23 protein-coding genes are annotated in these 25,992 nt (G+C 39.1%); 9 read left to right on the top strand and 14 right to left on the bottom strand.

The genetic code is table 11. The annotated features are described in order from the left end of the window. Nucleotides 1-46 precede the first annotated feature (46 nt). From dtd to rluF, 3 genes are all read left to right on the top strand, one after another. Nucleotides 47-484 carry a D-aminoacyl-tRNA deacylase gene (gene dtd / locus BTA34_RS15665; protein WP_072064855.1) on the top strand — a complete coding sequence of 146 codons (438 nt, stop codon included), beginning with the start codon at nucleotides 47-49 and terminating at the stop codon, nucleotides 482-484. 36 nt (nucleotides 485-520) lie between these two features. Beyond that, nucleotides 521-1,435 carry a fatty acid biosynthesis protein FabY gene (fabY, locus tag BTA34_RS15660; protein WP_151436344.1) on the top strand — a complete coding sequence of 305 codons (915 nt, stop codon included), beginning with the start codon at nucleotides 521-523 and terminating at the stop codon, nucleotides 1,433-1,435. A gap of 183 nt (nucleotides 1,436-1,618) precedes the next feature. After that, nucleotides 1,619-2,500, top strand: a complete 882-nt coding sequence (gene rluF / locus BTA34_RS15655) for a 23S rRNA pseudouridine(2604) synthase RluF (RefSeq protein WP_151436343.1) — start codon at nucleotides 1,619-1,621, stop codon at nucleotides 2,498-2,500. Between the two features lie 91 nt (nucleotides 2,501-2,591). Here the strand turns inward: rluF and BTA34_RS15650 are convergent, their stop codons facing one another. The 4 genes from BTA34_RS15650 to BTA34_RS15635 form a co-directional block, all read right to left on the bottom strand. Next, nucleotides 2,592-2,831 (bottom strand): hypothetical protein, encoded by a 240-nt coding sequence (locus BTA34_RS15650; RefSeq protein WP_151436342.1) that lies wholly within the window; start codon nucleotides 2,829-2,831, stop codon nucleotides 2,592-2,594. Between the two features lie 87 nt (nucleotides 2,832-2,918). Further along, complete coding sequence (locus tag BTA34_RS15645) at nucleotides 2,919-4,595, bottom strand: AsmA family protein (protein ID WP_151436341.1); 1,677 nt, start codon at nucleotides 4,593-4,595, stop codon at nucleotides 2,919-2,921. A gap of 106 nt (nucleotides 4,596-4,701) precedes the next feature. Then, nucleotides 4,702-5,250, bottom strand: a complete 549-nt coding sequence (locus BTA34_RS15640) for a hypothetical protein (RefSeq protein ID WP_151436340.1) — start codon at nucleotides 5,248-5,250, stop codon at nucleotides 4,702-4,704. Nucleotides 5,251-5,404: 154 nt separating this feature from the next. Continuing rightward, nucleotides 5,405-6,796, bottom strand: coding sequence for a uracil-xanthine permease family protein (locus BTA34_RS15635; protein ID WP_099075995.1), 1,392 nt, complete (start codon nucleotides 6,794-6,796; stop codon nucleotides 5,405-5,407). Between the two features lie 241 nt (nucleotides 6,797-7,037). Between BTA34_RS15635 and gltS the strand changes: the two genes are divergently transcribed. Further along, nucleotides 7,038-8,255, top strand: coding sequence for a sodium/glutamate symporter (gene gltS, locus BTA34_RS15630; protein WP_151436339.1), 1,218 nt, complete (start codon nucleotides 7,038-7,040; stop codon nucleotides 8,253-8,255). Nucleotides 8,256-8,418: 163 nt separating this feature from the next. On the opposite strand, the gene recG is transcribed toward gltS, so the two are convergent. The 6 genes from recG to BTA34_RS15600 all read right to left on the bottom strand — a co-directional run bounded on the left by recG (nucleotide 8,419) and on the right by BTA34_RS15600 (nucleotide 15,268). Next, entirely contained in the window at nucleotides 8,419-10,506 is a 2,088-nt protein-coding gene (recG, locus tag BTA34_RS15625; RefSeq protein ID WP_151436338.1) for an ATP-dependent DNA helicase RecG, read from the bottom strand. A gap of 4 nt (nucleotides 10,507-10,510) precedes the next feature. After that, on the bottom strand, nucleotides 10,511-11,233 hold the full coding sequence (gene trmH / locus BTA34_RS15620) for a tRNA (guanosine(18)-2'-O)-methyltransferase TrmH (protein WP_099075992.1): 723 nt from the start codon (nucleotides 11,231-11,233) through the stop codon (nucleotides 10,511-10,513). Between the two features lie 2 nt (nucleotides 11,234-11,235). Next, nucleotides 11,236-13,362 carry a bifunctional GTP diphosphokinase/guanosine-3',5'-bis pyrophosphate 3'-pyrophosphohydrolase gene (spoT, locus tag BTA34_RS15615; protein WP_151436337.1) on the bottom strand — a complete coding sequence of 709 codons (2,127 nt, stop codon included), beginning with the start codon at nucleotides 13,360-13,362 and terminating at the stop codon, nucleotides 11,236-11,238. 29 nt (nucleotides 13,363-13,391) lie between these two features. Further along, nucleotides 13,392-13,667 (bottom strand): DNA-directed RNA polymerase subunit omega, encoded by a 276-nt coding sequence (gene rpoZ, locus BTA34_RS15610; RefSeq protein WP_006534607.1) that lies wholly within the window; start codon nucleotides 13,665-13,667, stop codon nucleotides 13,392-13,394. Between the two features lie 54 nt (nucleotides 13,668-13,721). Then, nucleotides 13,722-14,345, bottom strand: coding sequence for a guanylate kinase (gene gmk / locus BTA34_RS15605; RefSeq protein ID WP_023583250.1), 624 nt, complete (start codon nucleotides 14,343-14,345; stop codon nucleotides 13,722-13,724). Between the two features lie 305 nt (nucleotides 14,346-14,650). After that, complete coding sequence (locus tag BTA34_RS15600) at nucleotides 14,651-15,268, bottom strand: trimeric intracellular cation channel family protein (RefSeq protein ID WP_006534609.1); 618 nt, start codon at nucleotides 15,266-15,268, stop codon at nucleotides 14,651-14,653. A gap of 136 nt (nucleotides 15,269-15,404) precedes the next feature. Here BTA34_RS15600 and BTA34_RS15595 point away from each other — a divergent pair, with 136 nt between their 5' ends. From BTA34_RS15595 to BTA34_RS15585, 3 genes are all read left to right on the top strand, one after another. Further along, entirely contained in the window at nucleotides 15,405-16,691 is a 1,287-nt protein-coding gene (locus BTA34_RS15595) for a DUF3748 domain-containing protein (RefSeq protein WP_151436336.1), read from the top strand. Between the two features lie 217 nt (nucleotides 16,692-16,908). Further along, nucleotides 16,909-17,796: an endonuclease/exonuclease/phosphatase family protein gene (locus BTA34_RS15590; RefSeq protein ID WP_151436335.1), complete on the top strand. Its 888-nt coding sequence runs from the start codon at nucleotides 16,909-16,911 to the stop codon at nucleotides 17,794-17,796. Beyond that, nucleotides 17,786-18,226, top strand: a complete 441-nt coding sequence (locus BTA34_RS15585) for a hypothetical protein (protein ID WP_151436334.1) — start codon at nucleotides 17,786-17,788, stop codon at nucleotides 18,224-18,226. Before BTA34_RS15590 ends, BTA34_RS15585 begins: the two co-directional genes overlap by 11 nt. Nucleotides 18,227-18,291: 65 nt before the next feature. Here BTA34_RS15585 and BTA34_RS15580 read toward each other — a convergent pair whose 3' ends face one another. The 3 genes from BTA34_RS15580 to glyQ form a co-directional block, all read right to left on the bottom strand. Continuing rightward, on the bottom strand, nucleotides 18,292-18,612 hold the full coding sequence (locus tag BTA34_RS15580) for a helix-turn-helix domain-containing protein (protein ID WP_151436333.1): 321 nt from the start codon (nucleotides 18,610-18,612) through the stop codon (nucleotides 18,292-18,294). A gap of 205 nt (nucleotides 18,613-18,817) precedes the next feature. Then, nucleotides 18,818-20,890 (bottom strand): glycine--tRNA ligase subunit beta, encoded by a 2,073-nt coding sequence (glyS, locus tag BTA34_RS15570; protein ID WP_151436332.1) that lies wholly within the window; start codon nucleotides 20,888-20,890, stop codon nucleotides 18,818-18,820. Nucleotides 20,891-20,899: 9 nt separating this feature from the next. After that, the gene (gene glyQ, locus BTA34_RS15565; protein ID WP_151436331.1) at nucleotides 20,900-21,805 is read right to left on the bottom strand and encodes a glycine--tRNA ligase subunit alpha; all 906 of its coding nucleotides are present in this window, start codon (nucleotides 21,803-21,805) and stop codon (nucleotides 20,900-20,902) included. A gap of 236 nt (nucleotides 21,806-22,041) precedes the next feature. On the opposite strand from glyQ, the gene BTA34_RS15560 reads away from it, so the two are divergent. Continuing rightward, nucleotides 22,042-22,626, top strand: a complete 585-nt coding sequence (locus tag BTA34_RS15560) for a DNA-3-methyladenine glycosylase I (RefSeq protein ID WP_151436330.1) — start codon at nucleotides 22,042-22,044, stop codon at nucleotides 22,624-22,626. A gap of 170 nt (nucleotides 22,627-22,796) precedes the next feature. Then, nucleotides 22,797-24,056, top strand: a complete 1,260-nt coding sequence (locus BTA34_RS15555; RefSeq protein WP_151436329.1) for a valine--pyruvate transaminase — start codon at nucleotides 22,797-22,799, stop codon at nucleotides 24,054-24,056. Between the two features lie 265 nt (nucleotides 24,057-24,321). Here the strand turns inward: BTA34_RS15555 and BTA34_RS15550 are convergent, their stop codons facing one another. Continuing rightward, nucleotides 24,322-25,980 (bottom strand): putative transporter, encoded by a 1,659-nt coding sequence (locus BTA34_RS15550; RefSeq protein ID WP_151436328.1) that lies wholly within the window; start codon nucleotides 25,978-25,980, stop codon nucleotides 24,322-24,324. Nucleotides 25,981-25,992 lie beyond the last annotated feature (12 nt).

Here is a 25,992-nt window from a genome sequence, read left to right as displayed (position 1 = left end):
AGATTGAATTTGTTATCCTTTTTTATTGATTTATTTTGGAGAGAATATGATCGCGTTAATTCAACGAGTGACACAGGCAAAAGTCGATATTGCTGGTGAAACTGTCGGCGCTATTAATCAAGGTTTATTGGTTTTATTAGGTGTAGAGAAAGACGACAACGAACAGAAAGCTAAAAGATTATGTGAAAAAGTCTGTGGTTATCGCATATTTAGTGATGAAAATGACAAAATGAACCTAAATGTGCAACAAGCGGGTGGTAGTCTATTAGTTGTCTCTCAATTCACACTTGCCGCGGAAACACAAAAAGGAATGCGTCCAGGGTTTTCGAATGGTGCGCCTCCAGAATTAGCGAAAAATCTCTATCACTACTTTATTGAACAGTGTCAGCAACAAGGTTTAGAAACACAAACAGGTCAATTTGCCGCGGATATGCAAATCACACTGACTAATGACGGCCCAGTCACCTTTTGGCTGCAGGTATAACGTCGAACGTACAGCCGTGTTAAAAGGAGCTTAGATATGTACCATTTACGAACCCCAAAAACAGAGGCAGAATTTGATGCCTATTATGCTTTTCGCTGGAAAATGCTTCGTAAACCTCTACATCAACCTGAAGGCTCTGAAAAAGACGGTTATGACACCTTTGCACATCACCAAATGGTTGTTGATGAAACAGGACAACCCGTGGCGATTGGGCGACTCTATATTAATGCCGACAATGAAGGCGCTATTCGCTTTATGGCGGTGCGTACAGATGCACAAGGTAAAGGTTTAGGCACATTAGTGGCTATGGCGCTAGAGTCGCTAGCTCGCCAAGAGAGTATAAAACGAATAGTGTGTAGTGCGCGAGAAGAGTCTGTAAGCTTCTTTGAAAAATTAGGTTATGAAAATTGTGGTTTAGTGACAGGTCCGCAAACGACACCCATTAAGCACTTTTTTATGAAAAAAAGTATTGAGTCTTTAGATGATATTCTTCATCGACCTGATTGGTGTGCAGAACTACAAAAACAATGGCATCAACATATTCCTTTAAGTGAAAAAATGGGGTTACGTATTACTCAATATACCGGAACCCGTTTTTATACCACTATCCCAGAAGCGGGAAACCAAAACCCTCACCATACTATTTTTGCCGGCAGCCAATTTTCACTCGCAACATTAACAGGTTGGGGATTGATTTGGTTATTAATGCAAGAGCACAAGTTACAAGGTGATATTGTGCTGGTGGATGCACATATTCGTTATCGCAAACCTGTATCTGGGCGTCCTGCTGCCGTTGCCGATATGGAAAATTTAAGTGGTGATTTAGGGCGATTAGCGAAGGGGAGCAAGGCTCGAATTAAGCTAGATGTTGATATTTGTGGTGATGAAGGTGTCGGTGCTGTTTTTAGTGGTACTTATATTGTTTTACCTTCACAAAATAGGCAGTGTTAATTCAACTAGCTATCTTTAGAGTAACTTAAAGGGAAATCACTATTTTCTTTTGGGTTGCTTTTTCTATTTTCTGCGTTTTTTATTAAAAAAACAGAGTCTAAAAAATCTATTCTTGAATGCTGGTGTTATAGAGTTTCTATCGCTATCCAATTGATGTATATTTCGCAGTTTACGGAGGGAAGCATGGACACCAATTTATCTACTCGTCTTAATAAATATATCAGTGAAAGCGGGATCTGCTCACGTCGTGAGGCTGACCGTTATATTGAGCAAGGACTTGTCCTTATTAATGGCAAACGCGCTGGTATTGGCGATCAAGTATTTGCTGGCGATGAAGTCAAAGTCAATGGTCGATTGATTGAAGCGCACGATAACTCTGAGCTGGTTTTAATTGCGCTGAATAAGCCTGTGGGTATTGTGAGTACCACAGATGATGGTGAAAAAGATAATATTGTTGACTATGTTAACCACAGTACCCGTATTTTCCCAATTGGGCGTTTAGATAAAGATTCCCAAGGATTGATTTTTCTGACCAACCACGGTGATTTAGTCAATAAAATCCTACGTGCAGGTAATGATCACGAAAAAGAATACCTTGTAACAGTGAATAAGCCGATCACTGATGAATTTATTCATGGAATGGGTGCGGGTGTTCCTATCATGGGACAAAAAACCAAGAAATGTAAGGTCAAGAAAGAAGCGCCGATGGTGTTTCGTATTACCTTAGTTCAAGGGTTAAATCGCCAAATTCGCCGTATGTGTGAATATTTTGGTTATGAAGTCACTAAGCTTGAACGTATTCGTATTATGAATGTGAGTTTGTCGGGATTACCTGTTGGCGAATGGCGTGATCTGACCGATGATGAGCTAATTACCTTATTTGAAGCGATTGAAAAATCGACTTCTGAAGCGCCACCAAAACCAAAGCAAAATAAGCCGAAAAAACAAATCAGTAGTAATGCAAAAGCATTGGGTATTCATATTCCTCAAACAAAAACTAAAGAAACGGAAAATAACTCCCGTAAGCGTTTTGTTCAGCCAGGTCGTAAAAAGAAAAAACGTTAATTTCATCTGTAAAATGCGCTAAAAACAAAAAAACACCTGAAAGGGTGTTTTTTGTTTGTTCTATTTAAGACAAATTATTGCATCGATAAAATCAGTCTAAATCAAGCTCCTCTAATTTATTTTGGCGACGTTCAAGTACGATCGCTGCAAGTTCGGCATCCATAACTCGCTCAATCAATGCATCATAGTCTTCTTTAGAAAGGCAATAGAACAACGGAGTTTTGTTGTCATCACACACAAGCAGTGTGCTGTTATCTTCAAGTGCAGTTAAGGGAGATTGTTGAAATACATTTAAAGATATTTTTTCAGGGGAAAAATCTTCGTCAGACATGAAAACTCCACAATAAAGAAAAGGGCATTAGCGCATTGTAACGCTTTTTATAAAGGGAGCAATCCGTGCTCCTGCGAAAGATCAATATTATAGGTGATTAATTATCTCGCCATTTTGTATTACTGAATTGAGTATTTGTTGCTCACCTTTGCTTCCCGTTAATGTGCCATTAAGTGTTGATGCCACTGGGTTGGAGCGTAAATTACCTTTTAATTTTAGTGTGAATTGCCCTATTTCATCAGAGTAGGTTGTTTTTAAACCTAATGTATAAGGCGTTGATAAAGGTACATTTAGTCCATTAGCAATAAGTGAAAATTGGCGCTGTTGGCTAGATTGCACTAAACCGGCTGAACCTCGAATAATGCCATCACCAATAAATGCTGAATATTGCTCAACAATAGCGTTATCTTGTTGAGTGACAATGTTTAAATCAGGGCGACGTAATTCAATACGATTTAACGTACCACTATCAGCATTTAATACGGCTGAACCTTGCCATAATCCCCATTCACCTTCTTTTGCAACCACTAAATTTTGCAGTTTTCCTGTTAAATTGGTGAATTGGAATGGGAACTCGGGTGTGATATCAATCAAGATAGATTGATTGATAGATAACTGTTCGATAGTGATATTTTGAATATTACTCTTGTTATCTATTGGTTGAGCTAAAAAATGGAGCCAATTTTCAGGAAGCGTATATAAAAGCCCTGACAGTGTGGCATCTTGGATAGTGATGGTTTTATTGTCTTTATTCCAATGACCAGCAAGTTTAATTAAGCCTTTTTCATAGCGTAGACTGAGGCTATCTAGATTAAGTTGATTGTTTTGCTGATTGAGTTTTGCAATAAGATCAGTGAAGTGCTCGTCTTGAAAAACAATGTCATTGGTATTGAGTTCACCAGTTGTAAATGAAAGCGCGTTATCCCAACTAAATTGAGAAAATTGCCCATCAAAACCACTGATTGCCCACTGTTTTCCTTCAGCAGTAAAATCAACAATATTGAGCGCTCTTATGTTAATACGAGGATATTCAGAAAGAGATTGGATTAATTCGTTAAAGGTTTGCGAGGATTGCCAGCGCAAGCCATTCATATAAACTTCATCAAATTTCCATTGATTATCTTGATATTGTCCGCTCAAGGATAGTGAGCCGTTAAGTAGGCGAGTACCTAATTTTTCTATTTGAATATTATTTGGCTGATATTGCCCTGAAATAATAAAGTTACTGAATTCATTATTATTTATCATGCCGTTAGCAATAGAAAATTGGAAATGACCCGCGCCAATTAAGTCGGTTGGTGTCGGGTTCCATGGTGTGATCCCGCCCGTTACTTTCTTGGCATCAAAAGAAAAATCAGTTTTTTGACTGCTTAGCGCCATGTTTTTAAATTGTAAGATATCGGCACTTAACGGTATTGAAGATATTTTGTCTGCAAAATCAATATTGCCATTTTCTAATGTAATTTTTTGCAGATGAGAAGGGGTAGTAAAAAACTGCCAATTAAACCGGATTTGTGCTGATTTTGCCGATACTGTGGCTTTATTTTGTTTTGGATTAACAAGGAGATCATGAACAATGACTTGCTCAGGCTGCATAAGATCATGTTCAATACTGGAGAAACGAATATCATAGTCAGTGTATTGTGTCAGCCATTCACTGGTTTTTTGCGCGCCCCACTGAGTCTGAATAAAAGCGTAAATTATAATAATAAATAAAATAACGATAAGTATCAGAGATACCAAACTTTTCATCAGCCAGCGCATAACCCGTCTCCTGTTTTATACTCCATCAAAACAGTATACAGTTATGCCTGAAAACTAAGCGATGCTCAAGTATTCGTCACTATATAAAGCAAGATTATTTAACTGCTTATGTATTTATTATAGTGGATATCTTGTTTCTCAATTCGATAGTGGGTTGAGTATTTTGCTTTTTTAAATAGGTTTCAATATTACTCAATATATCGTTTATAGAATTCTTATCCCGTTGTTCTCTATCATTTAATTCTTCTTTTATTAACTTATTGCCATAGTTAATAAGTTGAGAAATGAGTTCATTAGGTTCAAGGCTGCCAGAATGATAAGTATCGTAAAAATTAGGGAGAATACCCGCTTGCGTTGGTAAATATTGAAACTGATACGTTAGAAATCCCTCTTTATCTTTATCCTGCTGATTATTAAGGCAAGGGTTTTGTAAAAACGTCACTAAGTCTTCTTTAATATGTTCTAAGTTAAACTCAGGAATAGACTTATTTCCTAAATATGTAAACTTATGATTTGTATTAAATAACGATAAAATAGAATCTTTTAAATAAGTTAAAAATTGTCCTATTGTTTTTATATGATAACTTTCAGTTGATGGATGATTTTTAAGATATTGAAGTGCTTTATTATTAACAATATTAAGTGGCGTTGGCATAGTCGCTCTCTTTTGTAGATAACATGAGTAAACATACTAATTATCGCAATTTGAAGAGGAATGCTTGTGTAAAAAGACCCTGTTTTAGCGTAAAAATAAAGCGCTATTTTTTATTATGAAGATAGCGCTTTATTATTCTGTTACGACTTAATGATTATTTTTCTGGTGGAAAAATCAGGTTTAAAATAATGGCGGTTAAACCCCCCGCAGCAATACCGGATGAGAGCAATGTTTTTAGCCAATCCGGTGCAAATTGCAAGATTTGAGGTTGTTGTGAAACGCCCAATCCTACTGCAAGTGAAATCGCAAGGATCATGATAGCTCGGCGGTTTAGAGCTTCTTTGGAAACAATACGTACACCAGATGCCGCTATTGTACCAAACATAACTAATGTGGCTCCGCCTAATACTGGCTCAGGAATTCTTTGCACAAATTCTGCAACGAACGGAAATAAGCCTAAGATAACGAGCATTGCGGCAACAACATAACCTACATAGCGACTAGCAACACCCGTTAATTGGATCACACCATTATTTTGACCAAAACAAGAGTTTGGAAAGGTATTGAAAAATGCCGAAACCATGGAGTTAATCCCATTAGCCAATACACCTCCTTTAATACGTTTCATATATAAAGGGCCGCTGACGGGTTGCTCTGAAACATCTGAAGTTGCTGTAATATCCCCGATGGTTTCTAGTGAGGTGATCATAAACACCAGCATTAAAGGAATAAGCAAATGCCAATCAAATGACAGCCCATAATAAAATGGCTCAGGAATAGTCATAAACGGTGTTTCTTGATGTTCTGCCGGCGTGGGCAACATATCTAAAGCCCAAGCAAGAACATAACCCACCGCCATTGCAATGACCAAGGAAGCAACACGTAAATAAGGATTTTTTTGTCGATTAAGTAAGATAATAACGATAAGAACAGAGCCAGCTAATAACAAGTTTTGTGGTGAACCAAAGGTATTATTTTCGATGGCTGCATAACCGCCACCAATAGAGGTTAATCCAACTTGAATTAAAGAGAGGCCGATTATCATTACTACAACACCTGAAACCAACGGTGTAATAATTCGTCTTGCTAAGTGAAGTACACGAGAAAGAATGATTTCAGTTAATGAGGCAACCATTAATGTGCCAAAAAGGGCTGCCATCATTGTTGGAATATCGGCTCCACCATTTTTAAGTGCTAATCCCCCCATAATGAGCGGAGCAACAAAGTTAAAGCTTGTTCCTTGGATTGATAACAATCCTGAACCTATTGGTCCCCATGCCCGAATTTGAATAAGAGAAGCAATGCCTGATGCAAATAAAGACATGCTGATAATACGTTGAGTATCGTGTGCAGGTAATCCTAATGCTTGGCAAATGAGGATCGCAGGCGTGATAACTGCAACAAACATGGCTAAAAGATGTTGGCAAGCAGCAAACAGTGTTTGTGGTAATGGCGGCTTCTCTTCTAAAGCAAAAAGAAGTTCGCTATTTTTTTTAATTGAAACATCACTATTTTTAGGCAAATTTTGATTTTCTGAAGTAACCATGGTGTGAATTTCTTATTCGACAAAAACGGTATTTTAATGATCTATGCCACAAAAGCAATCGTTTGCGTAAAAATGATGTTATCAAAATGCATAAGAGGCGCTCACATTTTTATATGTTTTAACTTGTGTTTGCCGCCGTTTTTTTTTCTAATCGGGGATACCTGCTTTTGGCGTTGTTTATGGATGAACTTAGCGTCGTAGTATTTTTATATAAAATTAACAAATAAGACGGGGTACATAAATGTATCATCTTGATGTTTATGGCACGCTGGTTGCGGCCACTTTGGTTCTTTTGATCGGTCGTAAGCTAGTGAAATCTGTTCCTTTTTTAGAACGGTATACGATCCCAGAACCCGTTGCAGGTGGGCTACTTGTTGCTGTTCTTCTATTAGCATTCAAATCTTTTATGGATTGGGAAGTTAGTTTTGATCTCTCATTAAAAGATCCATTAATGCTGGCATTCTTTGCAACAATTGGTTTAAACGCAAACCTCGCAAGCTTAAAAGCGGGAGGAAAAGCGCTTTTTATTTTCATCTTTGTTGTTGTTGGGCTGTTGTTAGTACAAAACACAGTCGGTATTGCATTAGCAGAAATGTTAGGTCTTGATCCATTAATGGGATTACTCGCTGGCTCGATTACATTATCGGGTGGTCATGGTACAGGGGCTGCTTGGGGTAAAACCTTTGTCGAAAGTTACGGTTTTATGAGCGCGTCTGAAGTAGCGATGGCTTGTGCTACTTTTGGTTTAGTTTTAGGTGGATTGATTGGTGGCCCAGTTGCACGCTACTTAATCAAAAATATCCCAACGCCGGGGTTAGGCGCTGATGATCATGAAATGCCAACCGCATTTGAGAAGCCGACAACAGGCCGAATGATCACTTCAATGGTTTTATTAGAAACTATTGCGATGATCGCTATCTGCTTAATGGCGGGTACGTTCCTTTCTCAACTGTTAGAAGGCACAGCATTCGCACTACCGACCTTTGTGTGTGTTCTGTTTATTGGTGTTATTTTAAGTAATAGCCTTTCAATGCTTGGATTCTACCGTGTTTTTGATAGAGCGGTGTCCGTCTTAGGTAACGTGAGTTTATCGTTATTCTTAGCGATGGCATTAATGAGCTTGAAATTATGGGAGCTGGCGTCACTGGCGATACCAATGTTGGTTATCCTTGGTGTTCAAGCGGGTGTAATGGCACTGTATGCAATTTTTGTGACTTTCCGTGTCATGGGTAAAAACTACGATGCCGCAATTTTAGCCGCAGGTCACTGTGGTTTTGGTTTAGGTGCTACACCAACGGCGATTGCGAATATGCAAGCGGTAACAGACCGTTTTGGACCGTCTCATCTTGCGTTCTTAGTCGTACCTATGGTCGGTGCATTCTTTATTGATATTGTGAATGCAATAGTGATTAAACTGTATCTGATGCTACCGTTTTTTACGCCTATCGTTGCAGGGTAGTTTGGTGGCTATAAATTAAAATAGCTTCAAAAAACGTTAAAGAGCACCTCAATGTTGAATATTGGCATTGAGGTGTTTTTCTATGTGGTATTTCATTTACGAATATTTCGAGATCAACCCAAAGCGAGTTTAAACGCGCGCTAAGCCATACAAAACAGTAACCTTAAGCTTGGCTATATTGTGTCTTAGCGGGTAGCCAGCGTTCGATTAAGGCTTGAGAATGCTTAGGGTAGTGTTGATGCAGGTAACGAGCGATACGCTGAACTTCAGGAATAAGTCCTTGGTCGCGTAACAAGTCTGCGACTTTAAATTGTGCATTACCCGTTTGCTTAGTGCCTAAAAGCTCACCGGGGCCACGGATTTCGAGATCTTTTTGTGCAATCACAAAACCGTCATTGCTATCTCTTAATACTTGCAATCGCAAACGTGCTGTTTGTGTAAGTGGTGTTTTATATAACAAGACACAATGAGAGGCGATAGCGCCTCGGCCTACGCGCCCACGTAATTGGTGTAACTGTGCGAGTCCCAGTCGTTCTGGGTTATCGATGATCATTAAACTTGCATTAGGTACATCAACGCCGACTTCAATCACTGTTGTCGCAACTAAAAGTTGAAGCTCATTTTCTTTAAATGCTGCCATTACTGCCTGTTTTTCTGCGGGTTTCATTCGCCCGTGTACCAATCCCACTTTGATTTCAGGCAGTGCAATTGTAAGTTCATCATAGATAACTTCAGCCGCTTGCGCTTCCAGAACATCAGAATCTTCAATTAAGGTACATACCCAATAGGCTTGTCGCTTTTCTTCTGTGCAAGACAGCCTGATGCGTTCAATAATGTCATTACGGCGAGTATCAGGGATAGCGACAGTGGTAACAGGTGTACGCCCTGGCGGTAATTCGTCGATGATAGAGGTGTCCATATCAGCGTAGGCTGTCATCGCTAATGTTCGAGGGATCGGTGTTGCTGTCATCACCAATTGGTGAGGATGAAAGCCTTGCTCTTCACCCTTTTTCCATAAGGCAAGGCGTTGATGTACACCAAATCGGTGTTGTTCATCAATAATCACTAAGGCTAGAGAGTGAAATTTAACTTGTTCTTGGAAAATAGCATGCGTTCCAATAATGATTGATACTTCACCATTTGCAATGGCATTTTGCTGTGTTTCGCGCGCTTTTCCTTTCTGTTTTCCTGCTAACCAACCCACTTGGATGCCAAAAGGCTCCAACCATTTTTTAAAGGTTAATGCATGTTGCTCTGCTAACAATTCTGTTGGTGCCATTAACGCCACTTGCTTGCCATTAGCAATGGCACGCAGCGCACTTAGCGCTGCCACTAAAGTTTTACCTGAACCAACATCCCCTTGGATCAATCGCATCATCGGATACTCTTTTTCTAAATCTGTTTCTATCTCATTGACGACACGTTGCTGTGCATTTGTGGGTGTAAAAGGGAGCGATGCGAGAAATTGTTGACGTAATGTTGACGTATTTGGCATAAACAATGGCTCTGCACGATAAGATTGTGCGCCAGCTCTTGCATTGAGCATACCTAGATTGTGGGCGAGTAACTCTTCAATAATGAGCCTTTTTTGTGCCGGGTGCTGCCCTTTTTCAAGCTCTGCAAAAGCGATATCAGGCGGAGGATTATGCAGCGTACGTAATGCGGTGGCTAGTGGGGGCAAACCGTGAATAAACTGATCGGGTAATAATTCGTTAATAGCACAGGTATCAAGTAATTCTAACGCTTGCTCTATTAATTTACGTAGTGATGTTTGGCGTAAGCCTTCTGTTGTTGAATAAATGGGAGTAAGCGTTTCTTGCAGTTTAACTTCCGAGCCTGCAACCTTGATTTTGTATTCAGGGTGAATAATTTCTGGGCCACGGCTTCCCCGTTTAACTTCGCCATAAGCAGTGACTTGTTTACCTTGAGCAAGGTTGTTTTTCATTGCGGCTGTAAAGTTAAAAAAGCGAAGTGTCAAAATGCCAGAGCCGTCAGAAATTTGGCAGGTCATCATTTTACGCCGACCAAAACTGACTTCAGTCCTTAATATTTCGCCAGAAACAGTGGCAGGGATGCCGGGAAGCAAATCGCTGATAGCATAGAGGTGCGTTTGATCTTCATAACGCAAAGGAAGGTGGAGCAACAAATCCTCAATAGTCACAAGCCCTATTTTTGCCAGCTTGTCTGCCTGACTTGCACCTACGCCGTGAAGAGTGGTTAAGGGGATTGCATCAAGCAGTTTTCCTTTCATGGGATCAATACTCCGTCTTTTTTAATTTCCTAAGTTGTTTTTGCGTCATTTGCATTTCTGCCCACCATGACTCAGGTGCTTCAATCTCACCACTGCCATTAATATAAGGGCGAGGTAGTCCTTTTCGACGAGAAACTTCTGCCAATACTGGGTATCCACCTTCAAAGAGAAGAATTTGTTGTTCTTCTTCCGTTAAGGTGCTTTCTGTTCGATTATACATACCCGCAGCCTGACGTTGGCGTTGTGCTTCATATAAAATTAGCGCACTGGCGACAGAAACATTTAGGGATTGTACCATTCCCATCATCGGCACAATAATATCTTGATCTGCAAGCGCGATAGCATCTTGTGAGATCCCCGTTTTTTCTTGTCCCATAATAATACAAGTTGGGCGTGTGTAATCAATCTCACGGAAATCCACTGCTTTATCTGAGAGATGAGTCGCAAGAACTTGCATACCTTGGGCGCGAAAGGCGCTAACGGCATTTGTAATAGTAGGATGAGTCTCTACATTGACCCAACTGTTACTTCCTGCTGCGGGGGAAACTAACATCCGCATTTTTTCTTCAGGCCAAATCGCATGAATTTTAGGGATACCGACAGCATCCGCTGTTCTTATAACTGCAGCAACATTATGGGATTTATGCACTTCTTCAAGGCAAACAGTAAGATCAGGCTGCCGCATCGCCATCATTTGGCAGATGCGGGCATATCGAATTGAATTCATGACTAGTTTTTATTACGGCTAACGCGCAGAACGTCTGGCATGATGCGAAGTTTACGCATGATATTGGCTAATTGAATTCTGTCTTTCGCGGTTAAGCGAATAAAAGCACAATATACGCGACCATCTTTCTCTTCTGTATTCATACTTTGAATACTTGAATTTGCATCATTAATAGCTGCGGTTAAGTTTGCTAAAGCGCCTTGATGGTTAATCATATCAACTTTAATTTCAGTGATGAAATCGCTGTTGATCTCTTTATCCCACTCGACAGGCATGAATTTTTCAGGCTCTTTTTGGTAACCACGAATATTACGACAAGATTCATGATGAATAACCAAACCTTTACCCGGGCTAATATGTGCAATGATAGGATCACCCGGAATAGGGCGACAACATTTGGCGAAGGAGATCAATACGCCATCAGCACCTTTAATTGGGAGTTTAGGTGTTTCATCATTAGCTGTGTCTGTTTGTGCGTTCTCATCTTGATTTTGACTATCAATCAATAAATTACGCGCAACAACAACGCTCATTGTATTACCTAAACCAATTTCAGCCATTAAGTCGTCGATTGAATGAAGCTTCATACGCTTCAATTCGCGCTCAATATTTTCAGCTGAAATATCAGCAAGCTTGTGCTCACCTAATGCGTGATTGAGTAAACGACGACCTAAATTAATAGAGTCTTCACGTTTTAGGTTTTTCAGCAGTTGTCGAATTTTAGAGCGCGCTCTTGAACTGACGACAAAGTTTAGCCAAGCTGCATTCGGTCTTGCACCCGGAGCAGTAATAATCTCAACGGTTTGCCCTGTGCGTAGCGATTGTGAAAGTGGGTAAGGTTGTCTATCAACCCTTGCACCGACACAGGCATGACCGATATCTGTGTGTACGGCATAAGCAAAATCGACAGGGGTAGCACCTGTTGGTAATTCAACAATGCGCCCTTCTGGCGTGAAAACGTAGATTTCATCAGGAAAGAGATCTGATTTTACGTTCTCAATAAATTCAAATGAGCTACCCGCGCTTTGTTGCAATTCAAGTAAACTTTGCATCCAGCGTTGCGCTCTAACTTGTGCCGTTGTGCCCGGTTGTTCACCTTGCTCTTTATAAGCCCAATGTGCAGCAACCCCCATTTCTGCCATTTGATCCATATCTTCAGTACGAATTTGTACTTCAACGGGCACTCCATGAGGACCAATGAGTGAGGTATGAAGAGATTGATAGCCGTTGGCTTTGGGGATTGCAATATAGTCTTTAACTCGACCGGGGCGAGGCTTATAAAGACTGTGCATTTGACCTAAAACGCGATAACAGGTATCGACTTCTTTCACGATAACGCGAAAGGCGTAAATATCCATAATCGAGTGAAAACGTTGCTCTTTTAACAACATTTTCCGATAGATAGAGTAAAGGTGTTTTTCGCGACCGTTCACTTTGCATTCGATATGCGCTTCTGTCAGGCGACCTTCAATTTCAGAGAGGATTTTATTAATCATCTCTTTACGGTTACCCCGAGCTGCTTTAACGACTTCTTTGATTACACGGTAGCGATTAGGATGTAGCGCCTCGAAACCCAGCTCTTCAAGCTCTGTTTTGATATGGTGTATACCTAAACGGTGTGCAAGAGGGCTGTAAATTTCGAGAGTTTCGCGAGCAATACGGCGACGTTTATCTGGGCGTAATGATCCCAGTGTGCGCATATTGTGAGTTCGGTCTGCCAGCTTGATCAAAATGACGCGGATATCTTTTACCATCGCCATAATCATCTTACGGAAGTTTTCAGCCTGAGCCTCTTTTTTGTCTCTAAACTTCAATTTATCAAGTTTAGACACTCCTTCAACAAGATCGGCAACCGTACTACCAAAGAGGCTTTCGATATCTTGGAAGGTTGCAGGTGTATCTTCGATAACATCATGCAACAGCGCCGCCATCAGCGTTTGGTGATCTAATCGCATATCTGCAAGAATACACGCAACCGCAACAGGGTGAGTAATATAAGGCTCACCACTTGAACGAGTTTGCCCCTCGTGGGCATTTCGGGCGACGATAAAGGCTTTTTTAAGTTGTTCGACTTGCTCCGATGGCAAGTATTTTTGAACGATTTGATTCAGGCTTTCAAACAGGTACAAGGCAGACCTACCCCTATTTTATAAAACGATTAACGACGACCTTCCGCAATCGCTGAAACAGCCTGTAACTCTGCTGCTTCTTGCTCTTGCTGCTCTTGACGTTCACGAGCATCAAGAATTTTACCGTTAATCAGGCCTTCTTCGATTTCACGTAGCGCGACAACAGTCATTTTATCATTTTCTTCTGGAACTAAAGGATCTTTAGCGCCAACTTGTAACTGACGCGCACGACGTGCTGCGACCAGAACGAGGTCAAAACGGTTACCAATTTTCTCTACAGCGTCTTGAACGGTTACGCGTGCCATATTTGTGTTACTCCACCATTAACGAAATGACTGGGCATAATACTGAAAGTTAACTCAGTCTGCCAATAATTTGCTGATTAAATCACCATGTCGTAGCGTTTGACGATCAAGGCGTAATTTTTCTGAGCGAATAATTGATTGTAAATCAGCAAGCGCAGTATTGAAATCATCATTAATCAGCAAATAATCATACTCATTAAAATGTTCCATTTCCGATACAGCTTGTGACATACGTTTTGTAATCACTTCTTCGCTATCTTGCCCACGTCCACGAAGTCGGCGGTAAAGCTCTTCTTTTGACGGAGGCAGAATAAAAATACTGCGAGCTTCAGGCATCGCTTTGCGCACTTGCTGTGCGCCTTGCCAGTCAATATCTAAAAAGACATCGACACCACTGGCTAAGATTTCTTTGATAACTTTGCCGGATGTTCCGTAATAGTTACCAAAAACACAAGCATGTTCGAGGAAATCCCCACTGTCTATCATGCTTTTAAATTCTTCTTCAGTAACAAAGAAGTAATGTTCACCATGGTTCTCTCCCGGTCGCATTGGGCGGGTTGTATGAGAGACAGAAACCTGTGTGTCATATAAAGGCTGTGTTTTTAACAGCGCTTGAATAAGACTTGATTTACCCGCACCGCTTGGAGCGGAAACAATATAAAGTGTTCCTTGGATCATGATGACTTTCTGAATTTGACTGGAGAATTAAGTATAAATACATGTTTAGGGAACAAATCCCCCATATAGTATACACATACAATGAATGACATACAGTGCCCATGTTTAATACAGGGCTATTTTTTTCTTATTACATTCTATTTTCTTAATATAGAAACAAGAGAAAAATTAAACTATGTCAATATTAACATACAATTAAAGGCTCAGTGATAGGAATTACCTTTTATCACGATAGCGAAAAGAGATTATATTTTGAGATACCCCACAGAATCAAAAAGAACCGCTGTCGTTAAAACAGCGATTCGTTAATCTTGATTCTCGTAATTAAAGACAGGCAAGCCCAATTTATAACGAATAGCGAGAAGTCGAGCGGTTAACCCAGCAATTAGGGTAATGATGATAATGACGTCTCTTGGTAATGGTGTATAAAACAGTAATCCCATATAAAGCCACGCAGCACCAAAAGCGATACCGGCATAAATTTCTTTTTGGAAAACCAGAGGAATGGTATTACAAAGCATATCTCTTAATACACCACCAAAAGCACCTGTAATCACCGCGGCAATAGCAGCAATAATGGGGCCATATTCCATATCGAGTGCGATTTGTGCGCCGATAATAGAGAAAACCATTAGACCGATGGCATCTAGGATAAGAAAGAGTCGTTGTAGGTGCTTCATCATAGGGGCAACCCACATAGTAATAACAGCAGCACATGCAACAGTGACGATATATTCGGGGTGTTTGACCCAACCTAGCGGGTAATGGCCGAGTAAAATGTCTCTGACAGAGCCACCACCAATAGCTGTTGCAGAGGCGATAATAATTACGCCAAAAACATCCATTTTACGACGGCCAGCAGCAAGCGCACCCGTCATGGCTTCTGCAGTAATACCAATAATATAGAGAACACTAAGTAACATGATTTTCTAATTTTCTGACTATTTAGTGAGGATAGAGTAATTACCTTGCGAAAAAGTCTCGACTGAATTTTTTTAGTGCCAGGTATAATTAATTAGTTTTTATAATGTGGAAATTTATTTCCCGATAAGGATAAATATGTCTTTTCAGGAACACCAGATTACGTTTGATAGCCGTCATCATCAGCTAACTAATATAAATGTTTGGACACCAGATAGCCAGTGGTTAGTCTATGATGTACGTCCCAATGGGGGATCTTTTACAGGTCTAACCATAGAAAAAATTCATGCGAAAACAAAACAGCAACAGATAATTTACACAGCAACACAAGGGGCACATGCAGGCGTTGTGACCGTAAGCCCAACAGAGCCTGTGCGTTATGCGTTTATTCATGGGCCAGAAAATCCAGATAATGAATGGCATTATGATTTTCATCATCGTCGTGGTGTGATTGTTGATGAGTCAGAAAACAATCGTGCATTTAATATTGATGCGTGTTCATTGACTTCACCTTATCAAGCGGGTGCATTACGTGGCGGCACGCATGTTCATGTCTTTAGCCCTGACGGTACTCGTTTAAGCTTTACTTATAATGATCATATTATGCACGAATTAGGGAGCGAATATGATCAACGTAATGTGGCTGTTGCTGTACCTCTTAAAGCGGTTAATGTCACTAAAAAACATCCTCGTGAATATGATGGTGAATACTTCTGTACCGTGATAAGTCAAACTGTGGCGCATCCACAAAAGGGAAGCGACGAAATTAATAAAGCTTATGAAGAGTGTTGGATTGGTACCCAAGGTTATACAAAGGCTGATGGTTCACAACAACGCTGGGCTATTGCATTTATCGGCGATACTGTGAGTGAAAAGGGCGATAAAGTTTCTGATATTTTCTTAGTGGATTTACCTGATGATAATCACGCTTTTAGCATTGAAGGTGATAAACCATTAGCAGGAACTGATACAACAATGCCAGCAGTGGCTAAAGGGGTTCATCAAGTTCGCCTAACAAATACAGCAAATAGAAAATATGCAGGTGTTTTAAATCAGCCTCGTCACTGGTTAAGAAGCTCTCCACAAGGCGATGCGATTGCTTTTTTAATGAAAGATGATAACGGTATTGTGCAGTTATATACCGTATCGCCAAGTACGAAAGCAATAAAGCAAGTCACCTCGCAAGATTGGGATATTCAGTCAGCCTTTACATGGAATAGTAACGGACAATATCTCACCTTTATTTGTGATAATAGCGTGATGTTATGTAATGTGAAAACGGGTGAGTTAACTCGATTAACAGAAAAAACAGCACAAGCACCAAGTAGTGACGCTGTCGTATTCTCTCCAGATGACCACTATATTGCATTTATGCGTGATGTTGAGGGTTATCGCCAGATATTTACAGTAGAGACTGGGTTGTAAAACGTTGCTATAGATTGAGAAGGTATCTTAAATAATAAGATACCTTCTAGTTTAATAAAAAACTAATAATTTAAATATGAATTAAAATATTTATTTGTTTTGATTTATTTTATTGTTTTTTCTATTTTTATTTGTTGTGCTAAATTAATAAACTTTAGTAAGATAATAACGAACAATACTTAAAAGTAATTTATTATTAATGGAATAATATATAAAAATGGAATTGAATTTATGCTGGTGGAATATGGGATTATCTCCACCAATCAGATCAAGTAAGAAAATAAATATAGAAGATATTGGGTTAGCAAAAAAATATCTTGGGAGAATGATAGAAAAAAGAACATTGGATATAGTGGCACTTTGTGAGATTTCTAAAAAAGAAAACCTAGATTTTAAACAATTAGCTTGCGAATTAGATATGGAATACGTTGATTTATCAGGAAGAATAGGACGTATATTTATTGATATATCTATAATGTATAAAATGAGTAAATTAGAGTTTATCTCAAGTAAATATTTAACTAAGCTTCAACCTGATAATAGAACAATAAGAGTCGGTGTGAGTGTTGTATTTAAAGAGATTGAAAATCAAAAAATGATCACCTTCTTTTTATCACACTGGCCATCAGTACTCAGTGCTGATGATCAAGTTAGGCGTATCGCCGCCCAAGAGTTGAGGAATAGTATTGATAAGTTATTTGAGAATAAAGGCAAAGATGCTCAAATTATTTGCATGGGAGATTATAATACAGAGCCTTATTCTGATGCAATGATTAATACATTATATGCAACGAGAGACTACCATATAATAAAGAAGAAAAGAGAATTATTATTTAACCCATTTTGGTATCTTTTGTCTGATAAGAAAACAAATAATTTAGGTACATATTATTATAATTCAGCATCAATGAGTCGATGGTATGTGTTTGATCAAATGATTTTCTCTTCATCATTTTTATATGGGAAAGAAGATTGTTTTAAGTTAGATCTCGAAAAGATTGATTTTTATCGGATACTAAATGATGATAATCACTGCCTAGATAATATTTTCTTTAAAAAATTTGATCATTACCCAATATTTTGTAGGATTTCACATGAACGATGAAAGTAATTTTTTTGAAAAGATAAAGGCTTCATTAGATAGAGCATCTTCTATCATTGATATAAAAAAGCAAATAGAAAATAAGATAAGTATAGTTATCGAAAAACTAGAAATGATCACTAATAATAAAATAAAAATATTATTTAAAGACAATCATCATTACTGCCCTAAATTTATTAATAGTGAAAGGCTTATTTATATCGATAAAGTAAATTTAAGTGATGAGTCTGGATTTATACTATTTGGTTATAGTTTTAGTAAAATAAATGGTTTTCCTATTGAGATAGAAACTGAAATTGAATCTTTTCATGCAGAAAATATTGATGATTTATTACATATTATTGTGAATATCATTGATAGAGAATCGATAAGAATTATGGAGCTTGTTCATCATCCCCTCAAAGATAACTCAAGTAAAAATAATGAGATTTGATAAAAAAACCGGCATTATTTTTACCATGCCGGTTTATCAGTTAATAAATAGTGGTAGAAATAACTTCAGATTGAAATTGCTTTATTGTCTATTAAATTCAAGAGTCTCAGAGCAGCGCCGTTGGGTTTAATTTCATTTCGCTCCCATTTTGATACACTCTCTTTTGTCATATTTAGTATTAAAGCAAGAGAAGATTGTGAAATATTATTTTGTTCACGAATTCTTTTTATATCTTCACCACTCATTGGAGTCAGGTGAGCATATTTTTCTTTTAATTCTTTGGCTTTCATTCTTGCAGCAATTCGTTTCGCAGACTCTCCATCGGTTATTCCCGCAACTTCCAGCTCTTGTGCAAATTTCAGCATTTCTTTCATTTTATCAGTCATGTTTAACCTCCGTTAAAAGGCCAAGTGCAATCATCTTATCTATTTTATTTTTAGTTGCACTGAAGAGATCGTTTGCCAGATCTTTATAGGATTCTAACTCATTTTCTGTGTAAATGAATATTTTTTATACTACAACGATTAGAAATGAACAAAAAAACCGGCATTGCTTTCACAATGCCGGTTTACGTATTTTGAGCCTTACAGCTTATTGTAAAACAGAAATATCCGCGACTTTTAAGAACAATTCGCGCAATTGACTTAACATGGTTAAACGGTTGATACGAACTGCTTCGTCCTCATCCATTACCATGACTTTATCAAAGAAGTTATTGACTACATCACGTAATGAAGCCAGTTCAACTAATGCTTCTTGGTATTTACGTTCTGCAAATAATGGTGCTAATTTATCTTGTAATACAGAAAGATTAGCCGCTAATTGAACTTCTTCTGGTGCTTTTAAGACGGAAGCTAAAACAGTGTCATTCAGTTTTACGTTAGCCGATTTCGCTAAGATATTAGAAACACGTTTATTAGCTTCTGCTAATGCAGAGGCTTCTTCTAATGTACGGAAATAAGTTACCGCTTTAACGCGAGCATTGAAGTCAGCAGGTTGTGTTGGGCGACGTGCTAATACAGCTTGAATCGTATCAATGCTGTAACCCAATTCTTGATACCAAGAACGGAAACGACCTAACATAAATTCAACCACATCACTGACGACATTTTTATTAGTCAGTTTGTCACCGTAAAGGCGAACCGCTTCTTGTGTCAGCTCTTCAATATCTAACGGTAAATCTTGCTCAACGATAATACGTAAAACACCCAGTGATGCACGACGCAGAGCAAACGGATCTTTATCCCCTTTAGGATGTTGACCAATACCGAAAATACCTGCAAGCGTATCCATTTTCTCTGCAATAGCGAGGGCGCTAGCAACAGGATTAGAAGGTAATTCATCTCCTGCAAAACGGGGCTGATATTGTTCTTTCAATGCAACAGCGACTTCTTCGGCTTCACCATCATGACGCGCATAATGCATACCCATAACACCTTGGGTATCTGTGAATTCGAACACCATGTTGGTCATTAAGTCACATTTTGACAGTAAACCTGCACGGGTTGCTTTATTAACATCAGCACCCATTTTGCCAGCAATAAAGCCAGCTAATGCTTGAATACGGTCAGTTTTATCACGCAGTGTACCTAAATCTTTCTGGAATAATACGGTTTCAAGGCGTGGTAAGTTGTCTTCTAAACGTTGTTTACGGTCAGTTTTGAAGAAGAACTCAGCATCAGCTAAACGAGGACGTACCACTTTTTCGTTACCGCTAATGATCTGTTGTGGATCAGAAGATTCAATATTAGTGACGAAAATAAAGTTAGGTAACAATTTGCCTTGCTTGTCATAAACAGGGAAGTATTTTTGGTCACCTTTCATGGTATAAACCAGCGCTTCAGCAGGAACTTCAAGGAATTTTTCCTCAAATTTTGCTGTTAACACAACTGGCCATTCAACCAATGAAGTGACTTCTTCGACTAAGCTATCGCTTAAATCTGCGATACCGCCAAGTTTTTCAGCCGCAAGACGAGCATCATGAAGAATAATTGATTTACGCGTTTCGTAATCAGCAATCACCTTTCCGCGCTCATAAAGAATTTCAGGATACTGATCTGCATTATCAATAGTGAATTCAGCTTCACCCATAAAGCGGTGACCACGAATGATGCGATCGCTTTGGATACCTAAAATTTCACCATCAATAACAGTATCACCTAATAATAAGGTGACCGTATGAACTGGGCGTACAAAGTGAGTTTCTTTATCGCCCCAGCGCATTAATTTTGGAATTGGTAATTTTGATAATGCATTGCTTACCATGCCAATCAGTAATTGGTTAACAGCTTCACCTTTTACTTCTGCACGATAAAATAACCATTCGCCTTTATCTGTTGATAAACGCTCTGCTTGGTCAACAGTAATGCCATTACCTCTTGCCCAACCTTCAGCTGCTTTGGTTGGTTTACCATCAGCGTCAAATGCTTGAGCAATCGCAGGACCCCGTTTTTCGATGGTTCTATCTGCTTGTGATTTTGCCATATTAGCGACTTTAATCGCTAAACGGCGGGGTGCTGCAAACCAAGATACATCACCATGAGTGATGTTTGCGTTATCCAGTTCAGCAGTAAAATTAGCAGCAAAAGATTCGGCTAAAGAACGAAGCGCTTTCGGCGGTAATTCTTCTGTGCCGATTTCCACGAGGAAAGTCTCAGTTGTCATGATAGCCTCTTACTTTTTACACATAGGGAAACCAAGCGCTTCACGAGAAGCATAATATGCTTCAGCAACCGCTTTGGTTAAAGTACGGATACGTAAAATATAACGCTGACGCTCTGTCACAGAGATAGCTTTACGTGCATCCAATAAGTTAAAGGTGTGTCCTGCTTTTAAAATACGTTCATAGGCAGGTAAAGGCAGAGGTTTTTCTAACTCTAACAACTCACGAGCTTCTTTTTCATATTGCTCAAAGCAAGAGAACAGGAAGTCTACGTCTGCGTATTCAAAGTTATAGGTTGATTGCTCAACTTCGTTTTGATGATAGATATCACCATAGGTGGTTTTACCTAATGGGCCATCACACCAAACTAAGTCATAAACGCTATCAACACCTTGAATATACATGGCAAGACGTTCTAAACCGTAAGTGATCTCACCCGTAACAGGTTTACACTCTAATCCACCTACTTGTTGGAAATAGGTAAACTGCGTCACTTCCATGCCGTTGAGCCAAACTTCCCAGCCTAAGCCCCAAGCACCTAAAGTTGGGTTTTCCCAGTTATCTTCCACAAAACGAATGTCATGGATTGTTGGGTCTAAACCTAATTCTCTTAAGGAGCCAAGATACAGTTCCTGAATATTATCAGGTGATGGCTTAATGATAACTTGGAATTGGTAATAGTGCTGTAAGCGGTTAGGGTTTTCGCCGTAACGCCCATCTGTTGGACGACGAGAAGGTTGTACATAAGCCGCAGCAATAGGCTCTGGACCTAATGCTCGTAAACAAGTCATTGGGTGGGATGTGCCTGCACCCACTTCCATATCTAATGGTTGGACAATGGTACAGCCCTGGCTAGCCCAGTAATCCTGCAGTGTCAGGATAAGACCTTGAAAGGTTTTGGTATCAAACTTTTGCATGTTATATCCGCATGGCGATACATAGAATAAAAAGAAAGGTTTCAGTATACCTTCTAGACGAAAGATATACAGCAAGGAATGCGGGCAAATTTCCCTCGATCAAAAAAATAATTCCTCAATTGAGTTTATGACTATGCTCAAAGAATTAGATTGAATTTTTTTCACCTATTTACATGTATATTTATACAGTATATAAGTGGTGCTATTGAAAGTTATTGATAACAAGGAATCAGAGAATGAGTAAACAGCGTTGCGATTGGGTAACTAATGATCCTGAATATCTGGCATATCACGATAATGAATGGGGAAAACCGGAACGAGATAAATACAAGCTTTTCGAAATGATCTGTCTTGAAGGCCAGCAAGCCGGGCTGTCTTGGTATACGGTACTTAAAAAAAGAGAAGGCTATCGCCGCTGTTTTTTAGGCTTTTCACCCGAAAAAATAGCCAAAATGACAGAGAAAGATGTCGAAACTCTATTACAAGATCCCGCTATTATTCGTCATCAAGGAAAAATTAACGCCATTATTAATAACGCACGTATTTTTATGGCAATGGAAGAACAAGGTGAAGATTTTAGTCAGTTTATTTGGCAATTTGTTGGCAATAAACCCATTGTTAATCAGTGGAATGATATATCCCAAGTACCTGCATCCACTGAAATCTCAGATAAAATGGCAAAAATGTTAAAGAAAAAAGGCTTTAAATTTGTAGGCACAACAACTTGCTACGCTTTTATGCAAGCGGTTGGGATGGTAAATGACCATATTCTCTCTTGCTTTTGTCGCCAGGGAGAGAGTGAAAACACCAATAAAAAGTAAAATATGCGTTGAGTTATCTTTAAAATAAGAAACTATTAGTTTTATATTTCAATATTTAAATCTGTATTAATATTACTATTTTATCATTTCGATTATAACTATTGATGCAGATTAAAGCTCGCGGTATGGTATTTCTTAACGAGAAAGCAACATAGAAGATACCTGCAAAGATGACTCAATTATCACAATTCGGGCAAAAATTTGCTCAACATTCAGGCATTGCTCGCTTGATGCAAGATTTAAATGAAGGTTTACGCACTCATGGCGCTGTGATGCTTGGGGGCGGAAATCCTGCCCATATCCCTGAAATGGATAACTATTTTCGCCAATTACTTAAAGAGATGACAGAAAATGGCTCATTAAGTGATGCGGTTTGTAACTACGATGGCCCGCAAGGTAAAGATGCCATGTTACAAGCGTTAGCGGCATGTTTAAAAGAAAAGCTAGGCTGGAATATTTCGGCGAAAAATATTGCATTAACTAATGGCAGCCAAAGCGCCTTTTTCTATCTGTTTAATTTATTAGGTGGCACAACCAAGGATGGCAAAAAACGTAAAATTCTTTTCCCCATTGCCCCTGAATACATTGGTTATACAGATTCTGGATTAGAAGAAGATCTCTTTGTTGCGAATAAGCCAACTATAGAAATGTTGCCAAATGGGCAATTCAAATACCATGTTGATTTTGCTCATCTTGAAATTGGTGATGATATTGCAGCTATTTGTGTTTCAAGACCAACAAATCCAACGGGTAATGTGATTACCGATGATGAAGTTGAAAAACTAGAGGTTTTAGCTAAACGGCACAATATTCCGCTGATTATCGATAATGCTTATGGTGTTCCTTTTCCGGGGATTATTTTTACTCAAGCAACACCTCGCTGGAATGGCAACACAATCCTTTGTATGAGCCTATCTAAGTTGGGCTTACCGGGCGCACGTTGTGGCATTATTATCGCCAATGAAGAGCTGATTTCAGCCATTACAAATGTTAACAGCATTATTAGCCTCGCACCCGGTGGAATAGGGCCAGCAATGGCATTAGAAATGCTAAAACGCGATGATTTAATGCGATTATCTCAAGATGTGATAGGACCTTTCTATCATCAACGAGTACTTGAAACTATTCATATTATTCGCCGCTATTTACCTGAAGACCGTTGTCTTATCCATAAGCCTGAAGGTGCAATCTTTTTATGGCTTTGGTTTAAAGATTTACCTGTTTCTTGTGAAGAGCTTTATCGTCGTTTGAAAAAACGGGGTGTATTAATGGTGCCGGGACATTACTTCTTTCCAGGATTAGAAGATTCATGGGATCACGCTCATCAATGTATGCGAATGAATTACGTACCGGAGCCTGAATTGATTGAGAAAGGAATAAAAATTCTGGCTGAAGAAATCGAGAATATCTATCAGCCAGTGAATATCTAATAAAAATGCCCCTTCAGCGAGAAGAAGGGGCAAAGACAATAACGAGGACTTTTGAGCATAAGTTTGACGGAAAGAAATTGATTACTAAAAATTTAGCAATCCGTCTCAATCTAAATTTCTTAGCACGAGAACTATTAAAACAGATATTTATAAAATCTATGGCTTAAATAGGAGCCATTCATTGCCTTAATTATCCCTCTGCTAAGCCAAATGTGGATTTTGATAACAAATTTGGTTCAACTATTTAATATATTTATTATTTTTACTACAAAGTCCATATAATAAGTGCCATTAATTGTGGTGTTATGATGCGTAAAAACATCGCTAAAGGGTAAACTGTGGCATAGGAAAGCGCGGCAGCGCCACTTGAGCTATGAATTGAGTTTGCGAAGGCTAATGCAGGGGGATCGGTCATAGAGCCAGCTAACATTCCGCAGAGGCTTAAATAATTAAGTTTAAAGAAGACTCTAGCTATCACACCGACAATGAATAACGGTAATAACGTAATTAAAATACCGTAGCCAATCCAACTCAAGCCTTGACCATTAATTAATGTTTCAACAAATTCACCGCCAGAGTTTAACCCTACCACCGCAAGAAACATGACAATACCCAGTTCTCGCAATGCTAAGTTCGCACTTGGAGGCATAAACCAATAGAGTTTACCCAAGGTACCAATACGCCCTAAAATTAAGGCAACCACAAGGGGACCACCTGCCAACCCCAGTTTAAGTGCCACAGGAATACCGGGAATAAAAATAGGAATAGAGCCAAGTAAAACCCCTAAGCCGATACCAATAAACACAGGGAGCATTTGAACTTGTTCTAATTTCTGACGAGCATTACCTAACAGGACTGTAATGGCTTCAATAGATTCTGGGCGCCCAACGACATTAAGAATATCCCCGAATTGCAACATACTATTATTGCTTGGAATAAGTTCGATACCTGCGCGATTCAATCGAGTCACTACAACATCGTATTTTCTTTTCAGATCCAAATCTTTTAAACGCTTACTGAGTACAGAATCATTCGTGACAACGACCCGCACTGATTGCAGCAAATTTGTTGATGTTGAAAGTGAAGCATCGACCTCTTCACCAAGTACTAGCCGTACTTTATTGAGATCTTCTTTTGAACCGACAATATGCAGTAAATCTCCCAACTGAATAATCGTTGATGGCATTGGGACCATAATATTATCTCCGCGCTTTAAACGGGAGCAGACGATGGCATCTTCATTGAGCAGAGGAATATCTTGCATTAATAAGCCATCTAAATTGGGGTTTTTAATCGCAATATTAATGGTATGTAGTGCATCTTTAGTGCTGTGTTGTTGATTGCTAAAAGCTTTTGCTTCTTCATCAATGTTGATTTTAAAGAGCACCCGAATAAGCCACATTACTAGCAGAATGCCACAAATCCCCATAGGATAAGCCATGGCATAGCCCATTCCCATTTGCCCTACCGATGTTGGGTCAACATGCAGATCTGTCAGTATTTGTTGTCCTGCACCTAAAGAAGGAGTGTTGGTAACAGCACCTGAGAAAATACCCAAAATAATCGGCAAAGGAACATCAAATAGACGATAAATAGACGCGGTTATGATGGAGCCAAGAAGAATAATTAATATGGCAAAAGCGTTTAGCTTTAAGCCCGAAACACGTAATGAGGAAAAAAAACCAGGGCCGACTTGGATACCAATAGTATAAACGAAAAGAATAAGCCCAAATTCTTGAATAAAATGAAGGGTTTGTGCATTAAGAGAGAAGTTATAGTGCTGAGCAAAGTGGCCAATAATAATTCCACCAAAAAGAACACCGCCTATTCCTAGGCTGACTCGATAAATTTTGATATTGCCAATCCAAAGACCTAGAGCGCCTGCTAATGACAACATCACCATTGTTAATGCAATATCACTCATAAAAAAGATCCT

Source organism: Proteus sp. CD3, from assembly GCF_008808075.1.
Taxonomy (GTDB): domain Bacteria; phylum Pseudomonadota; class Gammaproteobacteria; order Enterobacterales; family Enterobacteriaceae; genus Proteus; species Proteus appendicitidis.
This window is presented reverse-complemented; position numbering and strand designations above follow the sequence as displayed.

What these genes read in the sequence shown, in the direction of transcription:
- BTA34_RS15555 (WP_151436329.1), top strand. Translation starts at nt 22,797, where the DNA reads ATGACTCAATTATCACAATTCGGGCAAAAATTTGCTCAACATTCAGGC.
- BTA34_RS15580 (WP_151436333.1), bottom strand. Translation starts at nt 18,612, where the DNA reads ATGACTGATAAAATGAAAGAAATGCTGAAATTTGCACAAGAGCTGGAA.
- BTA34_RS15590 (WP_151436335.1), top strand. Translation starts at nt 16,909, where the DNA reads ATGGAATTGAATTTATGCTGGTGGAATATGGGATTATCTCCACCAATC.
- BTA34_RS15645 (WP_151436341.1), bottom strand. Translation starts at nt 4,595, where the DNA reads ATGCGCTGGCTGATGAAAAGTTTGGTATCTCTGATACTTATCGTTATT.
- BTA34_RS15585 (WP_151436334.1), top strand. Translation starts at nt 17,786, where the DNA reads ATGAACGATGAAAGTAATTTTTTTGAAAAGATAAAGGCTTCATTAGAT.
- rpoZ (WP_006534607.1), bottom strand. Translation starts at nt 13,667, where the DNA reads ATGGCACGCGTAACCGTTCAAGACGCTGTAGAGAAAATTGGTAACCGT.
- fabY (WP_151436344.1), top strand. Translation starts at nt 521, where the DNA reads ATGTACCATTTACGAACCCCAAAAACAGAGGCAGAATTTGATGCCTAT.
- BTA34_RS15560 (WP_151436330.1), top strand. Translation starts at nt 22,042, where the DNA reads ATGAGTAAACAGCGTTGCGATTGGGTAACTAATGATCCTGAATATCTG.
- BTA34_RS15640 (WP_151436340.1), bottom strand. Translation starts at nt 5,250, where the DNA reads ATGCCAACGCCACTTAATATTGTTAATAATAAAGCACTTCAATATCTT.
- glyQ (WP_151436331.1), bottom strand. Translation starts at nt 21,805, where the DNA reads ATGCAAAAGTTTGATACCAAAACCTTTCAAGGTCTTATCCTGACACTG.
- glyS (WP_151436332.1), bottom strand. Translation starts at nt 20,890, where the DNA reads ATGACAACTGAGACTTTCCTCGTGGAAATCGGCACAGAAGAATTACCG.
- BTA34_RS15635 (WP_099075995.1), bottom strand. Translation starts at nt 6,796, where the DNA reads ATGGTTACTTCAGAAAATCAAAATTTGCCTAAAAATAGTGATGTTTCA.
- recG (WP_151436338.1), bottom strand. Translation starts at nt 10,506, where the DNA reads ATGAAAGGAAAACTGCTTGATGCAATCCCCTTAACCACTCTTCACGGC.
- trmH (WP_099075992.1), bottom strand. Translation starts at nt 11,233, where the DNA reads ATGAATTCAATTCGATATGCCCGCATCTGCCAAATGATGGCGATGCGG.
- BTA34_RS15650 (WP_151436342.1), bottom strand. Translation starts at nt 2,831, where the DNA reads ATGTCTGACGAAGATTTTTCCCCTGAAAAAATATCTTTAAATGTATTT.
- BTA34_RS15600 (WP_006534609.1), bottom strand. Translation starts at nt 15,268, where the DNA reads ATGTTACTTAGTGTTCTCTATATTATTGGTATTACTGCAGAAGCCATG.
- BTA34_RS15595 (WP_151436336.1), top strand. Translation starts at nt 15,405, where the DNA reads ATGTCTTTTCAGGAACACCAGATTACGTTTGATAGCCGTCATCATCAG.
- gltS (WP_151436339.1), top strand. Translation starts at nt 7,038, where the DNA reads ATGTATCATCTTGATGTTTATGGCACGCTGGTTGCGGCCACTTTGGTT.
- BTA34_RS15550 (WP_151436328.1), bottom strand. Translation starts at nt 25,980, where the DNA reads ATGAGTGATATTGCATTAACAATGGTGATGTTGTCATTAGCAGGCGCT.
- dtd (WP_072064855.1), top strand. Translation starts at nt 47, where the DNA reads ATGATCGCGTTAATTCAACGAGTGACACAGGCAAAAGTCGATATTGCT.
- rluF (WP_151436343.1), top strand. Translation starts at nt 1,619, where the DNA reads ATGGACACCAATTTATCTACTCGTCTTAATAAATATATCAGTGAAAGC.
- gmk (WP_023583250.1), bottom strand. Translation starts at nt 14,345, where the DNA reads ATGATCCAAGGAACACTTTATATTGTTTCCGCTCCAAGCGGTGCGGGT.